This is a genomic window from Ferruginibacter sp. SUN002 (assembly GCF_050611725.1).
Classification (GTDB): Bacteria; Bacteroidota; Bacteroidia; order Chitinophagales; family Chitinophagaceae; genus Ferruginibacter.
This window is the reverse complement of record NZ_JBODJB010000001.1, coordinates 2,276,596-2,301,664: the sequence shown is the minus strand read 5'-3', so window position 1 is coordinate 2,301,664 and position 25,069 is coordinate 2,276,596. Positions and strand designations below refer to the sequence as shown.

Sequence of the window (25,069 nt, the reverse complement as noted above, 5' to 3'; positions counted from 1 at the left end):
ATGCTTTGTAAAAAAGACGCAAATCACTCAAAATAGTGTGCAAAGTTACGTTGCGAATTCTGTATTTCATAGTGAAAATGAAAAAAAGGTATGAATGGTGGGTAAAATGTGAGCCGAGATAGCCTCAAGCTTCAACGGACAAGCAAAAAAACTTGACCTCAAATGCTTATCCCTTGAAGCTTAAGGCTTGTAGCTACCTACTGTCCGTTCACTAAAAGCTTTACGGTTGGTTTTACATTGACCGTACTGCCATTATTTAATGTAAGACTATGAATTTCAGTATTATAATTGACATAAGGGTAATTTGGTACATTGGCGGGAATAACAACATTACTGTACTTATCCGGCACTGTACTGCAATCCCAGTTAGCCGGGTTCTCCCAAGCGGTGTTTACTTTTCCGTTCCATTGCACGGTAAATAATAGAGAGTTCGAAGTTGGGATCTGAAGATCGGCTACTATTGGTAGGTGGTCGCTTGCAATGTAAGAGTCTGAAGCTAAAAGTCCGTATTGTGTTAATCTGGCCTGGCTCATGATCTCAGATTGTAATACGAACGATTTTTTTATCTCAAGATTGGTATTTGAATGTAAAATGTAATCGAGTTTACCCGGCCATCTTCTACCCCCGACATCATTCGGCCTCCAGGTGTAGGTCATGTTTTTATCAGCAACTTTGGCATTTTCACTCGAGAGCTGCCCACCATTCCAGTCAGGAGCTGAACCAGTTCCGTAAGTTTCTGTGTGAACAATATTGCCCGTCAACATAGTATTTAAAGGGCTGTAGTTATTGACCATATTAAAATCGCCTGCGATAAAGAAAGGTGTATTTGCAGGAATTTTATAAGCAGTTGTGCCAGCTTTCATATCTCGTAAATAGGCCGAGATAATATCTGCTTCTCTTTGTCTGGTAGAATCCCCATCACTAAAATACATTAAATGTGTGCCGATCACTAACAGGTTCGTCTGATATGTTGCCGGAAGATCTATATAGGCAACAGTGGCTTTTCTTGACGGATTAATATTTGTTGCATAGCTAACCGGGTATTTTGAGCAAATGATATTTCCACCATCTACCTTATAACATACCCAGCCATTAGCGGTTCCTAACGGTAACCATGAATCGAGTTTTGCTTTTGCCAGTGTATAGGATGTGCTGCCACATTCATTCAACACAATTATATCGGGATTGATTGCCTGAAAAACCCTTTTGAACTGATTGGTTCTTGCGGCATCTATTAAACCATCAAACTCCACATTGTAAGACATTACACGAATATAATTAGCGTTGCATTTGGCTAACTCCATCGGAGCAAAATCTGATGTAAGCTGATTAGAAAATGTGTAAGTATAGGTTGAATTAAAATTAGGCATATAGTCTCCACCACTTAATCCGTTCACAAAATTGATCTTGACTGAATTACCGATAAATAAATTTTTTACGGGATTGCCGACTTGTGCAGCCCTGCTGATCGCAATTTCAAATGTATCGTTCTTGTATGTTGTTAGTCCGGCTATACCTAACTGTGAAGCATAGATGGTATCTTTAGTACCATCATGATAATAAAACCCATAACCATAACCGCAACGCCAGGCCACATCGGCCCCTATCCCATTTGAGTAAAATCCGGTAGAGGTATTATTGTCAGCATCAATATTCATATAGAGATTAATACTGTCTCCTATATTTATATCGGTGTTTGTAATTAATCTTATATAAAGATTTTCTGCATCATTTGCTACGGAAAACCCACGCATGTCAACACCATTGCCATCGTTGGCCGCATCTGTATTTGTGGTAACACCATTCCAGTCATTGAATTTCCCATCAATACAAATACTCTGTGCATTTAAGGAAGATATGAACACAGAAAATACCATCAACGTTAAAAAATATCTTTTTATCATACAAACAAGTCGCTGTTTTAAGCCATAAAGTTGCTTTGGAGCAAACGACAAATGTATTGATCTTCCCTGAACTATACCTAACAGTATCTAAAAAACTTATATTTGTTTTATGATCACTGACCTACGTTCCGACACTTTTACCAAGCCATCTCCGGCAATGCTCCAAGCCATGTTTAAAGCTGAAGTTGGTGATGATGTTTTTGGAGAAGATCCTACCGTGAATAAACTGGAAGCAATGATGGCAGAAATGTTCGGTATGGAAGCCGCCGTTTTCTGTGCCAGCGGAACCATGGGAAACCAGATCGCTATAAAATGTCATACACAACCCGGCGATGAAGTGATCTGCGATAAACTTAGCCATGTTTACATTTATGAAGGTGGCGGCATTGCTTTTAATAGTGGTTGTCAGGTAAATGCCATTGATGGCATTAATGGGAAGATAACTGCCCAACAGGTGACAGAAGCGATCAATCCAATAGCCACTTATAAGGCCAGAACCAGTTTAGTTAGCCTTGAAAATACCACAAATAGAGGCGGAGGAAGTTGTTATGAATTTGCTGATATTCAATCAATAAAAGATGTTTGTTTGCAAAATAAATTGAAATTACATTTAGATGGAGCAAGACTCTTCAATGCACTTGTTGCCAAGGGTGAAACTCCGAAACAGTACGGTGAAATATTCGACAGCATCTCTGTATGTTTGAGCAAGGGATTGGGTGCTCCGGTTGGAAGTGTGCTTGTCGGCAATCGTGAGTTTATAGATCGAGCCAGAAGAGTTCGAAAAGTATTAGGCGGTGGTATGCGTCAGGCAGGTTATTTGGCCGCAGCAGGAATTTTTGCTTTAGAGAATAATATCGAACGTTTAGCGGAGGATCATCTTCATGCAAAGCAAATAGCGAATGCGCTTGCAGAGAAGCCTTTTGTTGGAAAGATAATGCCGGTAGAAACCAATATCCTGATCTTTGAGGTCTTGCAACCTTATACAGCCAAAAGTTTTGCAGTAATGCTGGAAAAGGCAGGTATTTTCACAATGGATATCTCTTCTACACAAATTAGAATGCTATTCCATTTAGACGTAACCGATAAGATGGTACAGAATTTGGTTACATTTATTCAGCAATTATAAAAGCCTAGTATCATCCATTATGAAAATATCCCTCTTATTTGCCGGCGTAACATTTGTTTTGTTTTTTTCTTCTTGTAAGAAAGACTCTTCAGCCGGCGCAAAAGTGATCTTCAAATTTAAATTTGATTCCACCCAGATAAGATTAAATAATTTAGGTGTTGCGGCAACAATGCCAGCCGGACATGCAGGACAATCTCCCCGATTCAATTCAATGAGTGCACATTATGTTGAGATGACCCCTGATCAATTTACCTTACTTGGTGCAGGTGCTGTTTTATATAGAGCACCGGAAACAAACATTGGAGGTTCAAATGCAATTGATTTTTCCAAAGCAAAATTCGCAGGTAACAATGAAGTGTTTTTGAGTGTACCCGTTACCGGTATTGCGGCAGGAAATTATAACTGGCTCAGGGTTTCTTTAGCATACCAAAATTACAATGTATATGTTGAAGGTTCCGGAATAACCGCCGGTATTACTGTTGATGCTACTGTTGCATCTTTTATCGGCTTCAATACTTACTTATCAAGTTTTAAAATTGATGATTCAACTGTTGTTGTTAATGGAAATAAGGCACAAGGTTATTGGGCAACCGAAGGGCATTATTTGACTTATGGAAATGTTCAAACCGGACAAGCTCCTGCAGGTTCAACAACAGTTCCGAATCCCTTGTTTGCCACTTCGCCGATTCCGGCAGGTTCCTGTGTTGTAACGGGGCAGTTTGCTTCACCGCTTGTCATTACAGGAAATGAAACCAGCGATATCAACATTACGGTTTCTTTGTCTACTAACAAAAGCTTTGAATGGATAGATGTGAATGGTAATGGAAAGTTTGAACCAACCCTGTCTCCCACAGCCGAAACGGTGGTTGATATGGGCATCAGAGGACTGATTCCGATAAAAATGTAAATTTTACACATCTTTTTCAATAAACCGTGGCTCTGACAGCTGCGGTTTTCTTTTTTATAAATATCTTCGCTCCCAATTCTAATCTTACAAACCAATTATAAATGTTTCCCAAAATTGATCCCACTTCTACACCAGCCTGGAAGGCCTTAAAACAACATCACGCTATTATTGAACCGGTTCATATGAGAGATCTGTTTGCTAATGATGTAGATCGTTTCAATCAATTTTCATTAACGATAGATGATATACTTTTTGATTATTCAAAAAACATCATCACAGAAAATACAGTTGAACTATTGATCCAATTGGCAGAGGAATGCAAGTTGAAAGAAGCCATTGCTGCACAATTCAATGGTGAGAAAATAAATGAAACGGAGAACAGAGCTGTTTTACATACTGCGTTAAGAAATTTTTCGGGCAAACCAGTAGTCACGGATGGTAAAGATGTGATGCCAGATATTAAAAAAGTATTGGAGCAGATGAAAGCTTTTTGTCATAAAATACATAGCGGCGAATGGAAGGGGTATACAGGTAAAAAAATAAAATACATTGTCAATATTGGTATCGGGGGAAGCGATCTTGGGCCGGTGATGGTTACAGAAGCATTAAAGCCTTATTGGGTTGATGGCATTCAAACCTATTTTGTAAGTAATGTTGATGGCACTCATATTGCTGAAACGCTAAAAAAAGTAAATGCAGAGGAAACGCTATTCTTAATTGCCTCTAAAACATTTACCACACAAGAAACCATGACCAATGCACTGAGTGCAAGAGATTGGTTTTTACAAACTGCAAAAGACGAAGCTCATGTTGCAAAACACTTCGCTGCATTGAGCACCAATGAAGCCGCAGTTGTGAAGTTTGGTATTGCTGCAGAAAATATGTTTGTATTTTGGGATTGGGTTGGTGGAAGATATAGTTTGTGGAGTGCCATAGGTTTATCCATTGCATTAACTATTGGCTACGACAATTTTGAAGAACTATTAAAAGGTGCACATAAGGCCGATACTCATTTTGCTACAGAAAGTTTTGATAAAAACATTCCGGTATTGATGGCATTATTAGGTATTTGGTATGTGGATTTTTATGGAGCGGCTACCGAAGCTATTTTGCCATACGATCAATACATGCACCGTTTTGCTGCATACTTCCAGCAGGGTAATATGGAGAGTAATGGAAAATATGTAGATAGAAATGGAAATGCAGTTACTTACGAAACGGGCCCTGTTATTTGGGGTGAGCCGGGTACTAATGGTCAGCATGCTTTTTACCAGTTGATACACCAGGGCACACAAATGATACCATGTGACTTCATTGCTCCTGCCATCAGTCACAATGCCATAGGTGATCATCATCAAAAACTACTGAGTAATTTCTTTGCTCAAACAGAAGCTTTGATGAATGGAACAGATCATGAGAATCCGTATAGGGTATTTAAAGGCAATAAACCAACCAATTCATTCTTGGTAAAAAAGATAACACCAACAACGTTGGGGATACTCATTGCTTTGTATGAACATAAAATATTTGTACAGGGTGTTATCTGGAATATTTTCAGTTACGATCAATGGGGTGTTGAGTTGGGGAAAGTGCTGGCAAATAAAATATTGCCTGAGCTGGTAACGGATGAAACAGTTAGCTCACACGATTCATCTACCAATAGTTTAATAAATGCGTATAAAAAATTCAGATAGTTAGAAATAAAAAGTCCCGATATGTATCGGGACTTTTTTATGTAGTTTGTTTTGGTATTACCATTTATCAACTTCTTCAGTACTGCCATTGTCTAACGGTGTATTGTTTTCTACAACCGGTGCAATTACCTCTTTTACTTCAGCAACTTCTTCTTTGATCACTTCTGTATTGTTTTGTACAGGGGCTTCTCCACCTTCTTCGCCTTCGTACGGTGTATCATGATTGAATGCATCAAAATCAAAATCAGGCATCAATTCTGTTTTTACATAATCCACAGCTTCACCCAAACCTTTCACAAACTTATTGAAGTCTTCTTTGTATAAAAAGATCTTATGTCTATCGTATCCATCAGAATCAAAACGTTTACGACTTTCAGTAATTGTCAGGTAGTAATCACTTCCACGGGTTTCTCTTACATCAAAAAAGTAAGTTCTGCGTTTCCCTGCTCTGATGCGTTTGCTATAAACGCTTTCCATTTTTTTGTCGTTATTTTCGTACGCCACAGTAGTAAAATTTTTTAATTAATTAGCTGGTTTGGTTATTTGTTATAAGGGGCAAAGATAAAACTGTTTTTGAAATGACAAAATAAACCTGTTTTTTGGGCATAAATCTTATATAGCACTCTCCTGTTTTTGTTGTCTGGCATACATTTCGGCGTAATATCCGTTTTTTTCTAATAGCTGTCCGTGAGTACCCGATTCTACGATTTTGCCCTCATCCATAACAATTATTTTGTCGAATTGAAGTAAGGAAAAAATTCTGTGTGTAATGATCACAGCTGTTTTATCCTTCATATAATTGTTTAATGTACTAAGTATCTCCTTTTCCGTCTTTGCATCCACTGCACTTAAACAGTCATCGAAAATGACAAGTTTTACATCTTTGATCAGGGCTCTGGCGATTGAAATACGTTGCTTTTGCCCGCCACTTAAAGTTACTCCTCTTTCTCCTACCATTGTATCATATCCTTCGGCAAAACCCTGTATCTCATTGTGAATATTCGCCTGTCCGGCTGCAAGATGAACCTGATCCTGCGAAGCAGTATTCAATCCGAATTTTATATTGTTGGTTACTGTTTCGCTGAATAGAAAAACATCTTGTGGTACATAACTGATCTGCGATCGTAAAGATTCCAGTTCAATCTTATTAATTGGCACACCATCATATGTGATCATGCCGGATTGAATATCATACATTCTTAATAATAATTGTGCAATGGTAGATTTGCCTGATCCGGTTCTTCCAACTATCGCTACTTTTTCTTTGCTTTGAATAGATAGCGAAAAATTATTCACTGCATGAATACCTGTATGTTCGTAAGTAAAATTCACCTGATCGAAATTGATCGTTCCTTGCAATGTAACTTTTATATTCTCAACATGATCTTTTATTACCGGTTGAATTTGTAAAAATTCATTGATACGTCTTTGTGATGCTGCAGCTCTTTGCGTCATACTGGCCGTCCACCCTATAGCACTTACCGGAAATGTGAGCATTTGTATGTACATCACAAATTCGGCAATGGTACCTACCCTGCCATATAGTGGATCATTGACATCAATTACGCACATTCCTCCAACCATGATCGTCAATAAAGTACTGATGCCAATAAGCAGTGCCATGCTTGGGAAATAGATCGCTTCCGTTTTTGCAAGGCCCAAAGCATTTTTCTTGTATGCTTCACTGTTAGTTTTAAAAAATCCGAGCATCGCTTTTTCTTCAACAAAGGATTTTATTACTCGTATACCACTATAAGATTCCTGAGCATTGGTTGTTAGACTACTTAGCAGCGATTGAACTTTTTCGCTTTTCTTATTAATGATCGTATTTACAAAATAAATGGTGATCGCCAATATGGGCAAAGGCGACAATGCTACCAGTGTAAGTTTCGGACTAGCTTTCAGCATAAAAAAGATACTAAAACCTAATACAGCAGCAAGGTTTATAAAATACATGATAGCCGGGCCGGTATACATTCTCACCCTGCTTACATCTTCAGATATACGGTTCATCAGATCACCGGTACTATGTGTTTTATAAAAACTGCTATCCAGATCCTGATAATGCGAAAAGATCTGGTTCTTTTGATCGTATTCGATCAATCGACTCATAACAATGATCGTTTGTCGCATTAAGAACATAAAGAAACCACTGATAATTGCAAGTATCAATAATATAATTCCGCTCCATATAATTTTTTCGGAAAAACTGCTTGATGATAATGCGGCAATAATGTGCTGAACAATGATGTCATTTTGGGCTTTGTCGATATTCCCTGCATTACTAGTAACGTCGATTTTTTTTACAACGGTGTTTACAACATATCCTGTTAGTTGAGGAGATAATATTCGGAAATAGTTTGTGAGAATAATGAATAATATCCCCAGTAAAAACCTCCAGCGATGTTTCCAGAAAAAATGATTGATGGATATGAGGTGTTTCATGATCTACAAAAATATACTAAAAGATCGGTTGTATAAAAGAAGAAAGGTTCAGCTATTTCCTGAACCTTTTACAATTAGATCTATGTAATGTTACTACAATACGTTGTACGCTCGTTTGCTCAGGTATTTCTTAAATAAATTCAGATTCCCTTTATGTTGCAAAGCTGCTAAATGTCTGTCGTGATGAAGATCGGTACCGACGTAATCTGCAAGGTCATTATCAAAAATATATTTCGCAGCTTTTGCTACTGGTTTACCGTAATAGCCTGTCAGCGACAAAAGATTTACCTGTAAAGTGAAACCAAGATCTTTGAGATAACTGTATTTCTCATAATCTTCATGATAATAATAATATCTTTCCGGATGCGCCATAATAGGTTTGTATCCCTCAGTTGCCAGATCAAATGAAATTTCCCGAAGGTAATCGGATTGTGAAGTATAAGGTTGCTCCGTTAAAACTACTTTATCTTTTATCGTCAGTAGTGAGTTTTTATCTTTCAACAAACGCATAAAATTATCATCCATCATATATTCAGCAGCTGCAGATATTCTAATATCGATAGCTGCCGCAGCACAAGCTTCTTGTAACTTAAGTAATGCTGCATTGATTGTTTCGGGAGTATTTCTATAGAGATCTCCAATAACATGCGGCGTAGCAACAGTTTCCCTGATCCCCAGTTCATATAAGCCTCTTACCAAAGACAAAGAAGTGTCTATGTCAGGAGAACCATCATCAATACCTGGTAATATATGCGAATGAATATCGGTAGAAACCGGAAGCGTAGTCAAAGTAGCTTCGCCTGAATTGCTTCTTTTAAAAAAGGAGAACATATTGTGTTAAAACAGCATAGTTCTGAATGATCAGACTATGAATATTTTTTAAAATATTGAGGTAATTTTCTTAATGGTTTTAATATGGATACGATAAATGGTAATGGTATTTTATTCTTTTTCATCGCAAGATAATCTCTTCTGTTTGCTCTAAATCGGCTCTTTAAATTATTATTGCTCATTCCGCCTATACGCATACGTACTAATAGCTTTGGCAGATAATGAGCACTTACATGATTTTTAAAAAGATACCTCGCCATAAACTCATAATCTGCTGCGGTATAAAAATGCGATTCGTACCCTCCAAACTTTTCAACTACCGAACGTTTTACATAAAACGTTGGATGTGCCGGCATCCAGCCAAATTTAAATCTGCTGCGTTTGTAAACATCTCCCTTCCAAAATCTATGTATCTTTTGGGTGTCCATTTGTTCAACATAAGCAAGATCTCCGAAAATAGATTCAACATTGTTTTGCTGAAAGGCATTTACTATGGAGCTCATCACATCTGTAGAAGCAAGAATGTCATCACTATTAAGTATCCCGATAATATCACCGGTTGCCATTGCCATTCCTTTGTTGATAGCATCATACATGCCAAAATCTCTTTCAGAAACCCATTTAGCAATGTTGTTATTATACTTTTCTATTATAGCAACCGTGCCATCCGTTGATTTACCATCAACCACAATATGTTCAATATTATCATAGTCCTGCATAATAACAGACTTGATGCAATCCTCCAGGAATCTGGAAGAATTGAACGTAACTGTTATTATTGATACTTTCATTTACAGGATGGTTTGCGTATAATATGCAAATTAACAATTATTTTAGAAATTCCCTTGTATTGATAATCAATAAACTATATTATTTTTTACTGTTAATAAGCATGAGAAGTGTTGCTGTTAAAGCTCCGGCAAGAAAGAGCAACACGTAAATCAATAATTTATTATTTGAAGATTTTTTTTCGACGGAAGGATTAAGTGCAGCCTGAGAAGAAACAGTACTTAAATTTACTTTGATAGCAGTGGCCATTGCTAACTCATTTGTGTGAGAGATAGATAATGAAAATTCAGGATGTACTGGTTTCCCGGACGGGAGGTGATCGATAAAAATAGAGTTGAATTTTTTATTTCGATATGTATTATCTGCTTTTATGATTGCCTCTTTTGCCGCAAAAAGACCTGCAAAAGTTGCAAAAGGATTAGGTTGAAGAATGGCATAGGCAATTTCTGTAGAGGTAAAATTCATCGTATAAAATTCGTCTTCACGAAAATCATTGACAACGGGCATATTTTTTACTTCTTCAATGTCGGAGCCAACCAAAATTGCTTCGTCCTGAATGTTTGCATTTGAATCGGCTTCAGTATATTCCGAAACCACAATATTGTCTGCCCCGTTTAATTGTTTCAAAAGATCCCCAAAGGTCTTTATGTCCCAGTAATTTTCTACAGGAATGCCTTCGTTACGAAGATTCCCGTACATACGATGTAGTATGATAGAACTAGCTACTGCTGTTCTGTCAATAACCGTTTGATTACTGATATTTTCAGCAGGTATTTTTGTATATACAGCAACTATACTTTTAATTTTTTCTTCCATTGTTAAAATCCTTTGAAGCAACTCTGACAGATATAAGCCTCCTTGCCTTCAGGCGTAATGCATTTTGTAAAACCAACATCACTTAAATCTTCTTTTAATGTTTTGAAACATTTAAAACAGTTAATGTTTTGATTTAAGTTGGGATAATGTTTCGATTGATAAGATTCCAATCTGTCTTTCAGATCTTTTAAGAATCTTGCTACTAATTTTCCTTCTGTAACACGATGGTCAAAAGTTACACTCAGTACACATCTGTTCAGTTTTGGATCGATTGACGATACACCAAGAATGGCACTGTTCATCATATTGACCAAAGGTTTGAAAAAATCAACTCCTTCTGATGAAAGATCGGTAATGGTAAAAGTAATATCCGTCAGATCTTCAACCTGAAGCGTATCATCTAAATATTTATTAGACAAGGTCAATATTTCATCCTCAATTGCAGCCATACTTTTGGAAGATGAGTTCTCTATTTTTAAAACCTTTAATCCTTTATCAATATCGATTGCGAAACCAACATTTACTTGCTTATAAAATGCAATGGAATTATCAGTAAAATAGGCATTGAGTTCACGGTATTTTTCTAACAGCCTGCTACCTTCATAAATAATGACAGGTAGTAAAGAGTTTTTTAAGAGCTGTAAAGATTCGTTTATATGAACAAAAATACCTTCTGTCTCTACCACCGTGTTGATGGTACTGATCAAACCGGTTGACTGTACTTCACTGAGGTAGTCGATCTCACGTTTTTTATTAGAAGATAATTTTTCAACGATTACTTTTGCTGCATCAACAGGTAATGCAACTCTTTGTGCCTTGGCTGCTGGCTTGTCAGCAGCTTTGTTTTTTTTCTTTACAGTGTTTCCACCTGTAATTTCTTCTACATCCTGCTTGTTTACAAAATCTCTTCCGGCAAATACGCTGTTGCTGATTCCTTTTGCCTCCATTAGTTCCAAAGCCGCAGTTGTAAACAGAGTTTCTCCTTCCCAATCACTTACAATTTTCACAGCAGGAGCTTTTACAGATTGTTTCGATTTTTGTAGAGATGGTGCAGTTACTTTTTCAACTTCATTTGCCTCACTGAATATTTTTGCAACAACATCGTTTACTTCGTAATCATTACCTTCTTCACAGAGGTATTGTATAAAGCCATCAGCTTCGGCAACAACATCATAGGTTGTTTTTGATGTTTCAAAAACAAGTATAATTTCTCCTTTCTTTACAGCATCTCCGGTTGCATTCAACAAACTTACAACCGTAAGACTGGTATCGTTTACCGATATTAAAGGAACTTTTATTTCTTGTAAAATGGCCATTATGTAAAACTCTCTTTAATTTCTTGAATAATTCTTTCTTTATCCGGTAACACTGTATGTTCCAGATTTTTTACTGACGGAATCGGTACCGGATAAGCTGCAATTCGTTTTGTTTTTATTTTATAATCTGTTTTCTCTACTACCTGACTGATCAGTTCTGCACCGATTGAAGCATAAGCACTACCCTCTTCAACAACTAATAAATTTCCTGTAACATCTAATGATTGAATGATGATATCAATCGGTAGTTCAGAAATAAGCGACGGAATAATCAATTCCGGTTTCTGTTCTGTTTCAAGAAAAATTGTTGCCAGTAAATTGTTCATCAGATCGGCCATGCCACCATATGCTACAATTGTTAATGATGGAGCCGAAACCGCAGGGCTTACTTTTACTACCGGAAATGCATCTTGATTTCTTTGATAAACAAAATTCTTGCTTTGATGATTCAGAATTTTCTTTCCGTAATCGGTTTTGTTCTCGATCACAATTACGGGATGTTTTTCTATTTCGATCGAATTGTAAATAATTGCAGGATCGATCGTGGTATTTAATGCAACGGTTTTAATATTATCAATTCCTACTAAAAATTTATCGAGTGTTTGTGAGTGTGTAGGGCCATAGCCTCTGCGACCACCCATCGGTGTACGAACCACTACCGGACAGTTTACCTTTTTATTGAACATATGGTGAAACTTGGATGCATGGTTTACAATTTGATCGAATGCCAGTGTAATAAAATCACCGAACATTATTTCTGCATAAGATTTAAAGCCATTCAGCGCCAGTCCGTTTGAGATACCCATGATGGCAGATTCAGAGATCGGTGTTGAAAAAACCCTTTCAGGTGCTATGAAGGAAAGGTCTTTTGCTACTTTAAATGCACCACCGTAAGGCGAAAGGATATCTTCTCCAAGAAAAACCAATTGCTCGTTTGAAACGATCTTTTCTTTGAAAAAATTATTCAGTAATTCTATCTGACGTTTGTTGATCGGTTCAATAGGTAGCCATTCTTCATTATTCCTTATTTCAGTTTTTTCGTAATACTGATCTATATCGAGTTCGCCTTCAAGCAAAATGGCATCTACCATATCGCCTACCTCTTTATTAATGGCATCGAGGTAATTGTTATAGTATGAACCATATTCTTTGCTGAAGATTTCCAAAAAGTCTTTTTCTCTAAACTGTTGGATCTCTGCTTTATCTCTGTCGTCATCACCTTTTGAGTGCGGATTCAATCTATACGTTTCTACCAAAAAGAAGGAAGGTTTTGTTTCTTCTCTTACATATTGAATGGCATCATTCGCTAATTGCAATAATGTTTCAGGATCTTCTGTATTACCTTTATATGTTTTAATGCCGAAGGCTGCTGCTCTGGCTTGTATATCTCCTGCAAGGTTTACACTTTGCGGTGTTGATTGAGCATAAAAGTTATTTTCACAAACAATAAGCAAAGGAATTTCCCATTTGGAAATGATATTCATTGTTTCGTATAAAGTGCCTTCGCCTAAAGTACCATCACCAATATATACTACACCAATTGCTCCATTCTTTTTAAGTTTATTACCAAGGGCATATCCTGCTGAAACAGGTACAATACCTCCCTGAATTCCATTAGAGAAAAAATTATTATTACATAAATGCTGACTGCTTCCGATCCCGGCGCAAGTACCTGATGCTTTTCCTAATAATTCGGCCAACAAACCACGGGTATCACCGGTAAACGCAATATAATGTCCATGGCATCTATGGTTTGAGAAAACAAAATCCTTTTTCTTCAACTGTCCGGCAAAGGCTAATGCAGAAAATTCTTGTCCTACACAGGTATGCACCGTTCCATTCAGTTTACCTTCAGAAAAAAGTTCGAGGAACTTTTCTTCCACTACTCTGATAGTAAGCGCTTCCTTAATTAATTTATGATTGATAAGTTCTTTGTTCATTTGTTGCTGCAAATTTATTCCAATTGATTTGCTTGTTATGATATTATTCGTTTGATCACTGGTACCGCTGGGTTCCCTTTATATATGGTATATGCCTGTAAATTGGTTTCAGCTACTGAATTAATACCTAAAATACTATGTGTAAAACAGGTTACGCCGCCAAATACAACAGCTTTTGCTCCAACCCAGGCACCATCTTCAAGTACAATGGGGAATGATACAAAATCGAATGTTTCTTTGGTGTGATCGTGGCTGCCGGTTAATAACAATGCACCTTGTGAAAGCGTTGCATTGTTCCCGATGGTTACATCCGATAGGTTATCGATCCAAACTTCTTCGCCAATCCATGTATGATTACCTACACTAAGTTTCCACGGATATTTGATATTTACCGAAGGTTTTATAACAACACCTGCTCCAATTTTAGCTCCGTAAAGTTTAAGTAAAAGAACTTTTAAGCCTGAGCTTATATTCAATGAATTTTTGAAGAAGAAGATATTGGTAAAATACCACATCAGTTGCTTTAGCTTAGAAGCATTAATATTGATGGTGGTTTTGTAAGAAGCGTTATTTACTTTCTTTAATTGCGTCATGCAAATAATTTGATATACTGTTCTTTTAAGGATGGGTTATTTATGAATCGGTTTGCAAAATACCAAGTATTTTTTGCATATTCATCAAATGCTGTTTGATCCCAGCCTGCAGCGGTTTCCAAAGCGGTAACAAAACCTTCAGGTTCAGTAAGCGGCACATCCCATCCAATTTGATGCTGCTGTAAATTCAACCATGGGGTTTGGTCGCTGATCAAAACCGGTCGGCCGGCCAGCATTGCCTCAAATATGGCATGACCAAAATTTTCGCCGGTGGTTGGTAATATGAATAAATGATTTTGCTGAATGTTTTTAATTACCTCTTCATTTCTTTTAGTACCAATGTACTCTACTTTAATATTTTCAGGTAATTGATGAATCTTTGTTTTACAATCTTCCCAATATGCTGCGTCTTCAACCGGGCCAATGACTGTTAATTCGACCTTAGCTTTAATTTTATCAAGAGCATTTAACAAGAAGAGTAAATTTTTGATAGACACAATTCTTGCTACAAAAATGCATTTTAAATGACCTGCATCTTTTTGTAAATTCAAAAAATCAGGCTGGTTCATGTTAGGCAGGTTGTCTGCTATACAAACACTGCTGCCCGGAAAATATTCCAGAATAGCATTTTGCTCCCTTTCATTTGTAGCATGAAAAAGTATTTTTTTTTGAATGCCCATCCATTTAAACAACAATAAAAATGGTTTCTTTTTGTATAATTTTATAGTTAACGCACTTTTATACAACGCACCTCTTGGGCATACAACAAACTTTGTTTTTAGTTTGCCAGTAAACTTTAGCCATAGCGGATATACTACAAACATTGGCGAAAAGAGATGATTCAGGTAAATATAATCTGCATCGATCCTATTTATTTCTTCTTTTAATTGTTTTGTGGTAAGATGCTTTTTTTGAGCGTAAAAAATAGTAGCACCGAGTTTACTATCGGTTATCCATTTGTTTGAAATGACATCCGGGTAGGGTTCTGTTTCACCGTGATCAGTGTCTGTAGTGAGTATATATAGATCATAGTCGTTTTTTAACGCATGTACCAGATTCACGCATGATTGAATGGGGCCACCTGCTTTATATCCGGGCACAAACCAGTCGATCAGGATCAAAATTTTCTTTTTGCTCACGGATTAGTTGTAGGGTTATTATTTTCGATACCGGCTGTTCTTTTCTTTTCGGACATATCGAAGAAATAGATCATAGTAAATATTGCAGCATAGGCAACAATATTGAATAAAGTATGATTATTAATACTGAAAAATGCTCGCCAGTTTTTATCTATAGCTAAAAGTAATAATGATATCCGTAATACATTAATGATCCAGATAACTATCATTCCACCAATGATCCATTTAATTTTTTTCTTTATTGGAACTTTGTTGGCAAAAATAAATGCCATCCAAAAAAATAGTACTCCGTAACCAATACAGTCATATCCAATTCTTACTCCTGAACCGTTACCCATTTTGATCCAGTACTCATCAAATATTGTTGCAGAAAATCCTAAGAGCCATAAAAAGGATACAGATGATTTCATTAGCAGGAATCGAAGTCCACTTACATAATCGAGATATTTAGCAATGAAGGGTGAATAATAGCCTTCCGGTGATACCAAAGCAATCAATGCAATTGTACCATAATACATTATACAAAATGTAACGATAAACTTAAGAAGGTATTTTATGAAGTATGAATTCTTAAACATTCTCATCATATCTTAATGTTATGAACTGAATAAACCATTTTCCAAAAAGAGAAATGATAAGGCTGAATGTTACCAGTGTTGCTAAAAATCTACCTACTAAAAAGGTTCCATCCATTTCAAATGCATAGAACTCCAGAAAGAAGCCACCAACCACAGCATAATTTACGAGTGGATTTTCAGTTGCTTTTCTTGCGAAATAATAATATACCCGACCATATACAATGCCTAATGCCAAAATACCGAGCATCATTCCTTTAAAACCAAAATCGATGTAAAATTCAGCAAAGTAACCCAGGCTGAATGACACCCCTTTTTCTTTTCCGAGATATCGAATACCTGTGTACTTACTGGCTTTAACAGAGTTTTCCAGAACGGGCTTATCAGGATTTAAAAATCGTGGAGTAGTTGTAAATTCAATTACTTCAAGCCAATTTTTTCCATTTTGAAAAGGGATTCTATCCGGAACATTTTCTATTGCTTTGGCAAAGTGATAAGTGTACTGTAGCCTATCGAGAAGCTGATCTGTAGATGATTGAAATTTATCTTGATTAAGATTTTCACTGAGATCACCTATTTTATCAAATGCCTCCCCACTCGATACTGAAACAGATTGAACCCTCCCATCTTCTACTTCATCCCCACCTTGTAAAAAGGCTCTGTAATCTTCTTTAATTGCAGTCCAGAAAAGAGCTAGGGCCCCAAGCGCTACCCCTAAAATACTTACCATAATAATTTGCTTGATGTTTAGCACAGATATAAAACTCACCAATAGAACCAACAAGTAATAAATTACTGTTTTAAAATCGGCAAAAAAACTATAAAATCCTAATATAAATTCTATAGTAACTATAATGTAGAATACTTTTCTATACTCGTTTTTAAGAATGCACATATATCCTAACAGCAAAAATAACAACCACTTTATCTTTAAAAGGCTGAAAATAATTTGTGTAATACCCGAGTAAACAAAAGCCAGCCCTTGTAAGACTGAGGCTATGAAAAAAGCTATCAGATAAAGGGTAAGTACCTTTTGTGTAGAGAGTGTACTAGCAAATTCCTTAAGATCTTTTTTCTGGTAATTGGGCAATTTATTTTGAAAGTAAATTGTTGGATAAAATAGAAAAAATAAACCGATAAGACTGGCAATAACTGCCACAGAAGTGTCTAACGCTCTTGCATTAATATCGACATTTCGGTAATTGGCTTGCCATACCCCTGCTACAACCTGTAACACATGGTGTAATACAATAACTGAAAATACTGCCGGTTTATAAGGTTGTGTTATACTGTAAAGTAGGATTGCTAAAGTAGCAAACGATGCAAATATATACTCGCCATTTGCTAGAAAGTACTGACTGAATAATACTACCAGAAACAGGAATACTGAGTACTCATCGATTTGAATTCTATTGGGTCTAGCTGTGGCCATCTTTAATTCTGTGTATATTTAGTAAAGTACGAATTCACGAAACTAATTTTTACTGATACTCTTTTCACTTGTTACGGACTGAATAACCTCATGGTACTCTTCAATCATTCTATTGCTATTGAATTTTACTTTGTACTGCTGATTTGCTTCTTTGCCTAGTCTCAATACAAATGGTTCATCTTGCAAAAGTAATTTTAATGAATCGGATAAACTCAAATAATTATTAGTTTTAAAAATCAACCCAGTTACATTGTTTACAACAATTTCTGTTAAACCACCATTATCTGATGCAATCACCGGCTTATAATATATTGCTGGCTCTACTGCTACCAAACCAAAAGGTTCGGGTCTTATTGTAGGGACTACTGAAAAACTGATACTGTTGTATATCTTATCCTTGTTTTCCTCATACCCCATCCACTGAACTTTTGTATTTAATTGGTAGAGATCGATCATTCTTTTTAGCTCCTGAATATACGCTTCATTGCCAGTGCCGAAGATCAATAATTGGAAATCGATATTGTCTTTTTGAATCTGACTAAGTGCCTGTATGAGTATATGATGTCCTTTATGTCGCTGAATCTGTCCAACGATACCAATAGTATTAGAATTGACAGCGGTAGACATATTGCTTGCACTCTGATTAAAGTCGATACCATTTTGTATGACTTTAATTCTGTTTGATTGGATACCAATTTCTTTTAACTGATTACCGATGTAATTTGAACAAGGGGTATAAACAGTGATACTTTTTTTTAAACGCCCTATAAAGAAGCGATCTTGTTTAGAAATTACATTATCATGCACACCAAGTATAACCGGTATTTTTCTGATAAAAAATTTAAGTAAAAAAACTTCTCTGTAAGAAACAGAGATGATCACATCAGGTTTGAGCCGCTTCAGCAACTTATAATATTTAATTACTGCAAGCGGTGCGTTTATTAAACTATCTAACGACCATTTGATCTTATTAAGATAATACCAGCCTAATTTTATTTCAGTGCTTTTAGCTCCGATTGTTTCAAGCATTGCTTTGTATTTCCCATCATTCCATCCGCAGATGGCTGTATGTACAGTATATCCTTTTTTTATAAGACCATCGGTAACAGCAAATGCCATTTTCTCTTTTCCGTAAACGTAAGAAGCTGCATTTATAAATAATATTTTTGGAAGCATTGTTTGTTTGCCAGAAAACTGTATCATTATAATTTATTCACCAAAGAAAGAATGCCCTGCAAAATATTTTTATAAGAAAAAGATTGTACAGCAGTTTTAGAATGTTCACTCATAGCTGCTAAGATGTTTCTATCCTTTAAAATCTGTTTAATAAATTCAACTGACGTATTAATGTCATTTGGAGAAAATATGAGTCCGTTTTCTTTACTCACAAGATCTATTGCTCCACCAACTTTATCTGAAACCATCACAGCTCTTCCTGAAGCCATTGCTTCATTCACTGCTAAGCCCCATGTTTCACCGGGGCCGGTTGAAGGAAGTATGAAAACATCGGCCATTCTATAAACAACCGGCATTTTTTGCTGATTGGTAAATGGCAAAAAGATTATTCTGTTATCATTTGCAGCAGCTACTTTTAAGGAATTCTCTAAAACACCATTACCAACAAAAATAAACTTAAGGTTATGATTGGGCAATTGTTTTGACAGTTCAATAATATACTCAGGATTTTTTTTTCTTTCAAATTTTCCTGAAAAGAGTATTACAACATCTTCAGGTTTTATTCCTAATTCTTGTCGCCATTGAAATGCCGCTGAAATATAGTCACTATTAGGTTCGGCAAATCTTGCGTTGTCTATAGCATGTGGAGCGTAGATGAGTTGATTTTCTTTAGCTCCGTGTTTCAAAAAATATTTTTTATTGTTCGTCCCTACATATAAAAAGTAATCTACTTTTTTGTATACCCATTTTAAAAATAATCTTCTTAGTAGCACCTTGACACCGGACGTTTCATCTAATAAGGTTGAATCGCCTCTAAAAATAACCGGTATCTTATTTTTAAAATATCGAATACATTTAAAGTGACTGACAAAACTCCATCCATATACAATTACGGCATTGGCTTTCCATTCTTCTATTTCCTGATTTAGCGTAGGATTGATAATCCCTTTAAAATGATGTGTACCCGGATCCACAGACACATTGTTTACAAAAGTATAGTCATATCCATCAAGTAAGGGTATATCCCACTCAATGACTTTACCGAAACCGGGATCTAATTTTTTTTTGAGTACACCTTCGCCCCAGGTATAAAAAACCTTGATCTGTATATTGGCTTCTTGTGCCAACAATTTAAAAAGAGGAGCATTATACTGGATCGGGTGAGATGTTACAATCGCTATTCGCTTCATTTACGCCAGAACTAAATTATTTTATTGCTTCGATTGCAGCTGCATGCCAAAATCTTCCTTCATTCTCAACGTATTTGAACATCTCATCAGCACTATCATTAAAAGTACAACGTCTAACAGATTTAAAACCGGCTTTTTCAAGCTCTAAGGCCAGAGATGCATGATCCCACATCCATAAATGATGAGAATTACCGGCAATGGAGCTGATGATCGCTTTAATACCTTTTGGTCTGTTTTTCAGTCCAATCAAGATATGGTCGATGTACTTAATACTGGATTCTTTATCACCATTATCCAATCTTTCCAGATATTCTCTTGAGGCTATTTCAAGATCGGGTACTACACATCTGAAAATACCTCCTGGTTTTAAAATAGCATAAGTATTTTTAAGCGATGTTCTGAAATCATTTAGTGAAAGATGTTCCAGTGTATGTGAACAATACACTCCCATACAGGAATCTGCTTTCACAGGTAATCCTTTTACAATATCTCCATATCTAACATTGTCAGGAAATATGGTATTCAGTCTGCTTTTCATCAGACTACCTATAAGGGGAGTTTTTTGAATACGTAATGTTGGAGATGCATCAAAATTTATCCATTGCTCGGGAGCGGCTAAACCACAACCGTACTGCACATATAAACTTTCATTCATTGAAGAGGAGATTTTAGTTTTTATATTAGTTTCAAAAGTAACCTATTTTCTTGTTTGCTGCCAATTGGCAATGACCTTGTTGAAAAGCTTTACTTGCTCTATCGTTTTATTTCTAGCCATGTATGGCACTAATGCCTCAATGTTGATATCAACTTCCTTGATCAAATGTAATTTCTGGAACTCTTCCATTTGCTTATCGATCATGGCTGTTAATTCTTCATCTGACTCATTCCCATCTACACCGATTATTACACCAGATTTGGTTTCGTCCATTAATTTTTTTACCGTACTTCTATTATTGAAAACTGAAAAGATGGGCCTGCCAGCAAGTATATTGTTACAGATTTTTGATGCATTATAGTCTATATCTTTTGAGCCAGGGATCAATAAAATGTCTGCACTCATTAAAGTGGCCAATGCAGAAAAATATGATATACGTTGTGGTATTTCTGTTACAATATCGCTTATGCCCAAAGTTGAAGCAATCTCATCTATTTTTCTATGCTTTGATTCTACAGCATAGCTTGTGCCGATAAAATAAAAATGATAGTCGCTTTTGTTTTTAACGGATCTGCTGAATGATTTGAAAAATGCATTCACCAATTCTACCGAAAACGGAACAATTGCTCCAATGTAAACAACATTTATTTTATCAATCGTCCGACCAATATACTCAGCCTCAATCTTTTTATTTACAACAAGCTCAAAATCGCCTTCAGAAACCCCAAAAGGAATAACTGCAGATGGGACACTGTTAATACCGCCGTACCTATGTTTCAGTGTTGTTATATACCCGGCAGACACAGCCATTAACCCATCGACATGAGGAATGGTACGTGCCTCCAAAAATTTATGAATTTTATAGGCAAAAGCAAATTTTGGGGGGCGGGAATTTTTGGGAAATTGCAGGTAAAAATCATTTCTCCACGGATCCTGCATATCGATTATGAATGGCACATTAAATTTCTTCTTCCAATATCTTCCCAATGCACATACATGGAACATAGTAGTAGAAAAAAATACCAGATCGAATTTTTCTTTTTTCAGTAATTGATTTCCCTTTTTTCTCATCTGAAAAAAACAACGCATCGACAAACTGCCTAATCCGAACTTTCTAGTTTTTTCTGCTTTAAAAGCCTTTATCTTATGCACGGGTACATCTTTAGGGATGCTTTCGCTTAACATATGATCTCTAAATCCTTCTACATATTTTTCATCAACACAAATAACAGTTGGCTCCCATCCGAGTTCTTTATAATGCGGTAAGCTCATCCGGATCCTTTGCATATCCGGGCTATTTATCGGGGGAAAATGAGGAGAAATGATTAAAACTTTTTTCATTTAGGTCTAAGCGTTCTATTGCAATTGCAATAGTTAATTTATTTTAGGGAATAAGGTGCATTTCATTACAAGCTTTTGCTAACCTTTTAATGGGTCTGTAAAAGTCCTGTAGAGTTTATACGCAAACGATAATTTTTGCTTGATCGACTGATCTGTATCGCCATTGTGAAATATAGATCGTCTTACTGCAAATTTATTTTCAAAAGGCTGAAAAATACTCAAGCCGTATTTGAAATCATTTTTTGCTAAAATTGTTTTGTAATTTTCGGGGACTGAACCAAAAGGATAAGCGAAAGAGTCGACCTTTTTGTTTAAGATAGTTTCTAAAATGGACTTACATTTTTCTATCTGATATTCAACTTTATTGTTTGACTCAGCTCTTAATTTTATGTGGTCGTGAGAATGCCCTCCTATCTCCATACCAAGTTTTTGTAATTCCACAAGATCATGTTGATCCATAATTTCTACACGTGCCATACCTCTATCTGCATCCCAATTATTATATCCGCCAATGTTAGCAGTAGGCATATAAAAAGAAGCCGTATGCTTTCTTTTAACCAATTCCGGAATTGCAAAGTCAAGTAAATGTTTTGAACAATCATCAAAGGTTAGAATTATTTTTTTTGATGTAGATAATTCTCCTGCTGAAATTGCTGTGAATGTTGTTGTTTCAATTTTCTCCCTGTCAAGATAATCCAATAGTTGAGAAAATTTGCTTGTAGAGATACAATACGGCTGTAACGAAGCATATTCCGTTTTATCACTTACATGATGCAACATTATAACCGAAGGGAACATATTAACTATTCAAAGTTTTAGAAACCAGTGATAATATTTTTTTCTGCTGTGCCTCTAATGAAAAAATATTTTTAAATTTTTCGTCAATTGCAACTTCATCAACAGAATCGGAACTCAACAATTGCTCAATTGCTTTTGCCCACCGTTCAGGAGTATTTTGTGGAACAATTTCTACCAATTCAGGAAAAAACGATGCAACTTCTCTTTGCCCTAATGTATCTGTTGCAAGAACTTTAATGCCCGCCTGAACATATTGCAATATCTTATTTGTAATGGTTGTGTTCCTGCTTTCAGGATAACGACTTTCCAATGCAAGACCGATGGTGAATTTTGATAAGATACCTAACAGGTCTTTATGGCTCACAGGTTCATGAAAAACAAGCTTATGCTTTGACGGGAATGCACTCATTAATTTATTCTTATACATCTCATCAACCGAACCAAGCAAATGCAATTCGATTACGTTTGACAAAAAATTAAGTGATTCAATTAATTCTTCCAATCCTCTACCCGGCCCAATAGTTTGTGAAAACCAGATCAATGAATTCGGGATTTTTTCAGAATTACCGATGGTAGTTTTTTTTTCTGTTATAGAGAAGCCATTATAAACAGGAATAATTTCATTTGAACAATCTGTATCTCCCTGAATAGCTTTAGCCATCGCTAATGAAGGACAAATGCAAAATGCTCCATGTTGCAAAGCAAACTTTTCAATTGTTCTCAAGAATTTTACCGGACGAGACGCTACCAGATAATCCTGTGAATACCAATCCTCGTAATCATACGCTACTTTTTTACTTTTTTTGATCAATTCATTTCCAATATACATCCCGTATTCTGTATGAGCTATATACAGATCTGCTTTTTCTTCTAACGCTTTTTTCAACATAAGATCAGGAGAAAAGCCTATTAACCATTTGGTTTCAATTTTCAGAAACTGCATTAGTAGTTTACTAAACTTTAGAATTGCCCGATGAAAGAATCGTTGTATAAATGAAATTTCACCCTTTATCAAATTGATCGGAGCAATATATTTGATTGGATAGCCTTCCAATAATTTTAGATCCTTATCTCTTCTTTCTGCAGATGTCCAAATTGTAAGTATACTAATCTCATATCCTTCATCTGATAATAATTTAGCTTCCTTCCATACCCTTGGGTTATTGATGAGATGCAAATCAGAAATCAGACAGATTTTCATTAAGGTTTAAAAGAATTACGGTGAGTAAGTTTAATAAAAGTGAAAGACCAATATACTAATTGATCAATGCTTCTATTTTTTTAATCTGATTTTGGTAAAGATGTTGTTTTGCAAAATCAATGCGTTGCTTTTGTAATTCGACACTGTTGTATTTCGTTAAATTACTAACAACGTTTTTAAAGATCAATGGCAAGCCATTGTTACTGTCTCTTTCAGATGACATTTCAATCATGCCGGGAATATGGCGATATGTGGTGACATTATTTGCAATAACAACTTTTCCTGTTGCCAAAAATTCCATTATCTTATGATAGTTGGTTCCTTTGCTTTGATCTTTAAAGATATCATAACAAATCAAAAATGCATCCATCCGTTTAAATTCACTTGCCAATACAGTCGGTTTTACAGATCCGCGCAGTTTAACATTTTTGTAAGTTCTTAGTGTGTCAATAAATGAAACAGTCGCAAGATCTTTTTCATTGAAAGTACCAAGATTTGAATTCAAAGAACTGATTGCTCCCCAGCATTCAAAAATTATTTCCGGGTTTGAGCTGATTATCTTGATGAAAGTTTCTCTGTCAATATCTGGTCTTATAAGATTTCCGGAAACACCCACTCTTATTGGATTACCAATAGCAGTATTGATCTCATCAGCAATAAACTCTTCATTCACACCATGATTTATAAAATGTTTTTGAACTTTGTACCCATCATATTTTTCCAATATCTCTTTTGTAACCGATAATATGATATCTGCACCATTGCCCGATCTGATCGCTTCTTTATGTTGCGGTTCATCAACGGGCATAAATATTTTATAACTATTCTTAGGAAAAAACCTTAGTGGTAATTTATTCGACAGATCGAATGACCAGGTAATATCTATTGGAAGTCCGATCTTTTTTACAATGTTTGAAATATGTCTTTTTACTAAAAGGTAAAATATCGGTTTTGAATGATAAAAAAACTTATCGCTAAATGCGTATCTGTTTTCTACCAAAAAAATATTCGGATGATCTGTTGTTAATATCTTTACTTCTCCGGGCTTTAATGAATCGATCTTTTTCGGTCCATGAATAAAATAAACCGTATTGCCGGCATTAGCCAATGCTATGGCATAGTGATGTTTTGAAATCAACATATTCCCCCAGTCCTGTTGGGTAAGAATGCATATTGTTTTATTTCTCAGTGTCAATTTCAC

The 25,069-nt window shown here is 35.9% G+C and carries 22 protein-coding genes; 3 read left to right on the top strand and 19 right to left on the bottom strand.

Annotation, left to right across the window (positions count from 1 at the left end):
* Window positions 1-197: 197 nt before the first annotated feature.
* Window positions 198-1,904 (bottom strand): endonuclease/exonuclease/phosphatase family protein, encoded by a 1,707-nt coding sequence (locus tag ACQ33O_RS10120; protein WP_430995461.1) that lies wholly within the window; start codon window positions 1,902-1,904, stop codon window positions 198-200.
* A gap of 109 nt (window positions 1,905-2,013) precedes the next feature.
* Here ACQ33O_RS10120 and ACQ33O_RS10115 point away from each other — a divergent pair, with 109 nt between their 5' ends.
* The 3 genes from ACQ33O_RS10115 (at window position 2,014) to pgi (ending at window position 5,631) form a co-directional block, all read left to right on the top strand.
* Entirely contained in the window at window positions 2,014-3,030 is a 1,017-nt protein-coding gene (locus ACQ33O_RS10115) for a threonine aldolase family protein (RefSeq protein WP_430995460.1), read from the top strand.
* Window positions 3,031-3,049: 19 nt separating this feature from the next.
* Window positions 3,050-3,937: a hypothetical protein gene (locus ACQ33O_RS10110; protein ID WP_430995459.1), complete on the top strand. Its 888-nt coding sequence runs from the start codon at window positions 3,050-3,052 to the stop codon at window positions 3,935-3,937.
* Window positions 3,938-4,038: 101 nt separating this feature from the next.
* Window positions 4,039-5,631, top strand: a complete 1,593-nt coding sequence (pgi, locus tag ACQ33O_RS10105; protein ID WP_430995458.1) for a glucose-6-phosphate isomerase — start codon at window positions 4,039-4,041, stop codon at window positions 5,629-5,631.
* 57 nt (window positions 5,632-5,688) lie between these two features.
* Here pgi and ACQ33O_RS10100 read toward each other — a convergent pair whose 3' ends face one another.
* The 18 genes from ACQ33O_RS10100 to ACQ33O_RS10015 form a co-directional block, all read right to left on the bottom strand.
* Complete coding sequence (locus ACQ33O_RS10100; RefSeq protein WP_430995457.1) at window positions 5,689-6,135, bottom strand: DUF3276 family protein; 447 nt, start codon at window positions 6,133-6,135, stop codon at window positions 5,689-5,691.
* A 108-nt stretch (window positions 6,136-6,243) separates the two neighbouring features.
* Entirely contained in the window at window positions 6,244-8,076 is a 1,833-nt protein-coding gene (locus ACQ33O_RS10095; protein WP_430995456.1) for an ABC transporter ATP-binding protein, read from the bottom strand.
* A 93-nt stretch (window positions 8,077-8,169) separates the two neighbouring features.
* Complete coding sequence (locus ACQ33O_RS10090; protein WP_430995455.1) at window positions 8,170-8,907, bottom strand: tyrosine-protein phosphatase; 738 nt, start codon at window positions 8,905-8,907, stop codon at window positions 8,170-8,172.
* A 35-nt stretch (window positions 8,908-8,942) separates the two neighbouring features.
* Window positions 8,943-9,698 carry a glycosyltransferase family 2 protein gene (locus ACQ33O_RS10085; RefSeq protein ID WP_430995454.1) on the bottom strand — a complete coding sequence of 252 codons (756 nt, stop codon included), beginning with the start codon at window positions 9,696-9,698 and terminating at the stop codon, window positions 8,943-8,945.
* 79 nt (window positions 9,699-9,777) lie between these two features.
* Window positions 9,778-10,512, bottom strand: coding sequence for a holo-ACP synthase (locus ACQ33O_RS10080; RefSeq protein ID WP_430995453.1), 735 nt, complete (start codon window positions 10,510-10,512; stop codon window positions 9,778-9,780).
* Window positions 10,513-10,514: 2 nt separating this feature from the next.
* Window positions 10,515-11,828 carry a 2-oxo acid dehydrogenase subunit E2 gene (locus ACQ33O_RS10075; RefSeq protein ID WP_430995452.1) on the bottom strand — a complete coding sequence of 438 codons (1,314 nt, stop codon included), beginning with the start codon at window positions 11,826-11,828 and terminating at the stop codon, window positions 10,515-10,517.
* A complete protein-coding gene (locus ACQ33O_RS10070) occupies window positions 11,828-13,768 on the bottom strand; it encodes a dehydrogenase E1 component subunit alpha/beta (protein WP_430995451.1) in 1,941 nt (646 codons plus the stop codon). The genes ACQ33O_RS10075 and ACQ33O_RS10070 overlap by 1 nt, the downstream gene beginning before the upstream one ends.
* A 35-nt stretch (window positions 13,769-13,803) precedes the next feature.
* Complete coding sequence (locus ACQ33O_RS10065; RefSeq protein WP_430995450.1) at window positions 13,804-14,361, bottom strand: WcaF family extracellular polysaccharide biosynthesis acetyltransferase; 558 nt, start codon at window positions 14,359-14,361, stop codon at window positions 13,804-13,806.
* Window positions 14,358-15,500, bottom strand: a complete 1,143-nt coding sequence (locus tag ACQ33O_RS10060; RefSeq protein ID WP_430995449.1) for a glycosyltransferase family 4 protein — start codon at window positions 15,498-15,500, stop codon at window positions 14,358-14,360. Before ACQ33O_RS10060 ends, ACQ33O_RS10065 begins: the two co-directional genes overlap by 4 nt.
* Complete coding sequence (locus ACQ33O_RS10055) at window positions 15,497-16,018, bottom strand: hypothetical protein (RefSeq protein WP_430995448.1); 522 nt, start codon at window positions 16,016-16,018, stop codon at window positions 15,497-15,499. Before ACQ33O_RS10055 ends, ACQ33O_RS10060 begins: the two co-directional genes overlap by 4 nt.
* 52 nt (window positions 16,019-16,070) lie before the next feature.
* Window positions 16,071-17,507, bottom strand: coding sequence for a hypothetical protein (locus tag ACQ33O_RS10050; protein ID WP_430995447.1), 1,437 nt, complete (start codon window positions 17,505-17,507; stop codon window positions 16,071-16,073).
* 42 nt (window positions 17,508-17,549) lie between these two features.
* Window positions 17,550-18,710, bottom strand: a complete 1,161-nt coding sequence (locus ACQ33O_RS10045; RefSeq protein ID WP_430995446.1) for a glycosyltransferase family 4 protein — start codon at window positions 18,708-18,710, stop codon at window positions 17,550-17,552.
* Window positions 18,710-19,873: a glycosyltransferase family 4 protein gene (locus ACQ33O_RS10040; protein WP_430995445.1), complete on the bottom strand. Its 1,164-nt coding sequence runs from the start codon at window positions 19,871-19,873 to the stop codon at window positions 18,710-18,712. Before ACQ33O_RS10040 ends, ACQ33O_RS10045 begins: the two co-directional genes overlap by 1 nt.
* Before the next feature lie 16 nt (window positions 19,874-19,889).
* The gene (locus ACQ33O_RS10035; RefSeq protein ID WP_430995444.1) at window positions 19,890-20,528 is read right to left on the bottom strand and encodes a class I SAM-dependent methyltransferase; all 639 of its coding nucleotides are present in this window, start codon (window positions 20,526-20,528) and stop codon (window positions 19,890-19,892) included.
* A gap of 42 nt (window positions 20,529-20,570) precedes the next feature.
* Window positions 20,571-21,869 (bottom strand): glycosyltransferase, encoded by a 1,299-nt coding sequence (locus tag ACQ33O_RS10030; protein WP_430995443.1) that lies wholly within the window; start codon window positions 21,867-21,869, stop codon window positions 20,571-20,573.
* 78 nt (window positions 21,870-21,947) lie between these two features.
* Window positions 21,948-22,667 (bottom strand): polysaccharide deacetylase family protein, encoded by a 720-nt coding sequence (locus tag ACQ33O_RS10025; RefSeq protein WP_430995442.1) that lies wholly within the window; start codon window positions 22,665-22,667, stop codon window positions 21,948-21,950.
* A gap of 1 nt (window position 22,668) precedes the next feature.
* Window positions 22,669-23,868, bottom strand: a complete 1,200-nt coding sequence (locus tag ACQ33O_RS10020) for a hypothetical protein (RefSeq protein WP_430995441.1) — start codon at window positions 23,866-23,868, stop codon at window positions 22,669-22,671.
* A gap of 55 nt (window positions 23,869-23,923) precedes the next feature.
* The gene (locus tag ACQ33O_RS10015; RefSeq protein WP_430995440.1) at window positions 23,924-25,069 is read right to left on the bottom strand and encodes a hypothetical protein; all 1,146 of its coding nucleotides are present in this window, start codon (window positions 25,067-25,069) and stop codon (window positions 23,924-23,926) included.

Excerpts from the sequence above, each read along its gene's own strand:
- ACQ33O_RS10090 (WP_430995455.1), bottom strand. The coding sequence starts at position 8,907 with ATGTTCTCCTTTTTTAAAAGAAGCAATTCAGGCGAAGCTACTTTGACT.
- ACQ33O_RS10055 (WP_430995448.1), bottom strand. The coding sequence starts at position 16,018 with ATGTATTATGGTACAATTGCATTGATTGCTTTGGTATCACCGGAAGGC.
- ACQ33O_RS10080 (WP_430995453.1), bottom strand. The coding sequence starts at position 10,512 with ATGGAAGAAAAAATTAAAAGTATAGTTGCTGTATATACAAAAATACCT.
- ACQ33O_RS10020 (WP_430995441.1), bottom strand. The coding sequence starts at position 23,868 with ATGAAAATCTGTCTGATTTCTGATTTGCATCTCATCAATAACCCAAGG.
- ACQ33O_RS10075 (WP_430995452.1), bottom strand. The coding sequence starts at position 11,828 with ATGGCCATTTTACAAGAAATAAAAGTTCCTTTAATATCGGTAAACGAT.
- ACQ33O_RS10025 (WP_430995442.1), bottom strand. The coding sequence starts at position 22,667 with ATGTTCCCTTCGGTTATAATGTTGCATCATGTAAGTGATAAAACGGAA.
- ACQ33O_RS10070 (WP_430995451.1), bottom strand. The coding sequence starts at position 13,768 with ATGAACAAAGAACTTATCAATCATAAATTAATTAAGGAAGCGCTTACT.
- ACQ33O_RS10035 (WP_430995444.1), bottom strand. The coding sequence starts at position 20,528 with ATGAATGAAAGTTTATATGTGCAGTACGGTTGTGGTTTAGCCGCTCCC.
- ACQ33O_RS10050 (WP_430995447.1), bottom strand. The coding sequence starts at position 17,507 with ATGGCCACAGCTAGACCCAATAGAATTCAAATCGATGAGTACTCAGTA.
- ACQ33O_RS10120 (WP_430995461.1), bottom strand. The coding sequence starts at position 1,904 with ATGATAAAAAGATATTTTTTAACGTTGATGGTATTTTCTGTGTTCATA.
- ACQ33O_RS10045 (WP_430995446.1), bottom strand. The coding sequence starts at position 18,710 with ATGATACAGTTTTCTGGCAAACAAACAATGCTTCCAAAAATATTATTT.
- ACQ33O_RS10065 (WP_430995450.1), bottom strand. The coding sequence starts at position 14,361 with ATGACGCAATTAAAGAAAGTAAATAACGCTTCTTACAAAACCACCATC.
- pgi (WP_430995458.1), top strand. The coding sequence starts at position 4,039 with ATGTTTCCCAAAATTGATCCCACTTCTACACCAGCCTGGAAGGCCTTA.
- ACQ33O_RS10030 (WP_430995443.1), bottom strand. The coding sequence starts at position 21,869 with ATGAAAAAAGTTTTAATCATTTCTCCTCATTTTCCCCCGATAAATAGC.
- ACQ33O_RS10040 (WP_430995445.1), bottom strand. The coding sequence starts at position 19,873 with ATGAAGCGAATAGCGATTGTAACATCTCACCCGATCCAGTATAATGCT.
- ACQ33O_RS10110 (WP_430995459.1), top strand. The coding sequence starts at position 3,050 with ATGAAAATATCCCTCTTATTTGCCGGCGTAACATTTGTTTTGTTTTTT.
- ACQ33O_RS10085 (WP_430995454.1), bottom strand. The coding sequence starts at position 9,698 with ATGAAAGTATCAATAATAACAGTTACGTTCAATTCTTCCAGATTCCTG.
- ACQ33O_RS10115 (WP_430995460.1), top strand. The coding sequence starts at position 2,014 with ATGATCACTGACCTACGTTCCGACACTTTTACCAAGCCATCTCCGGCA.
- ACQ33O_RS10095 (WP_430995456.1), bottom strand. The coding sequence starts at position 8,076 with ATGAAACACCTCATATCCATCAATCATTTTTTCTGGAAACATCGCTGG.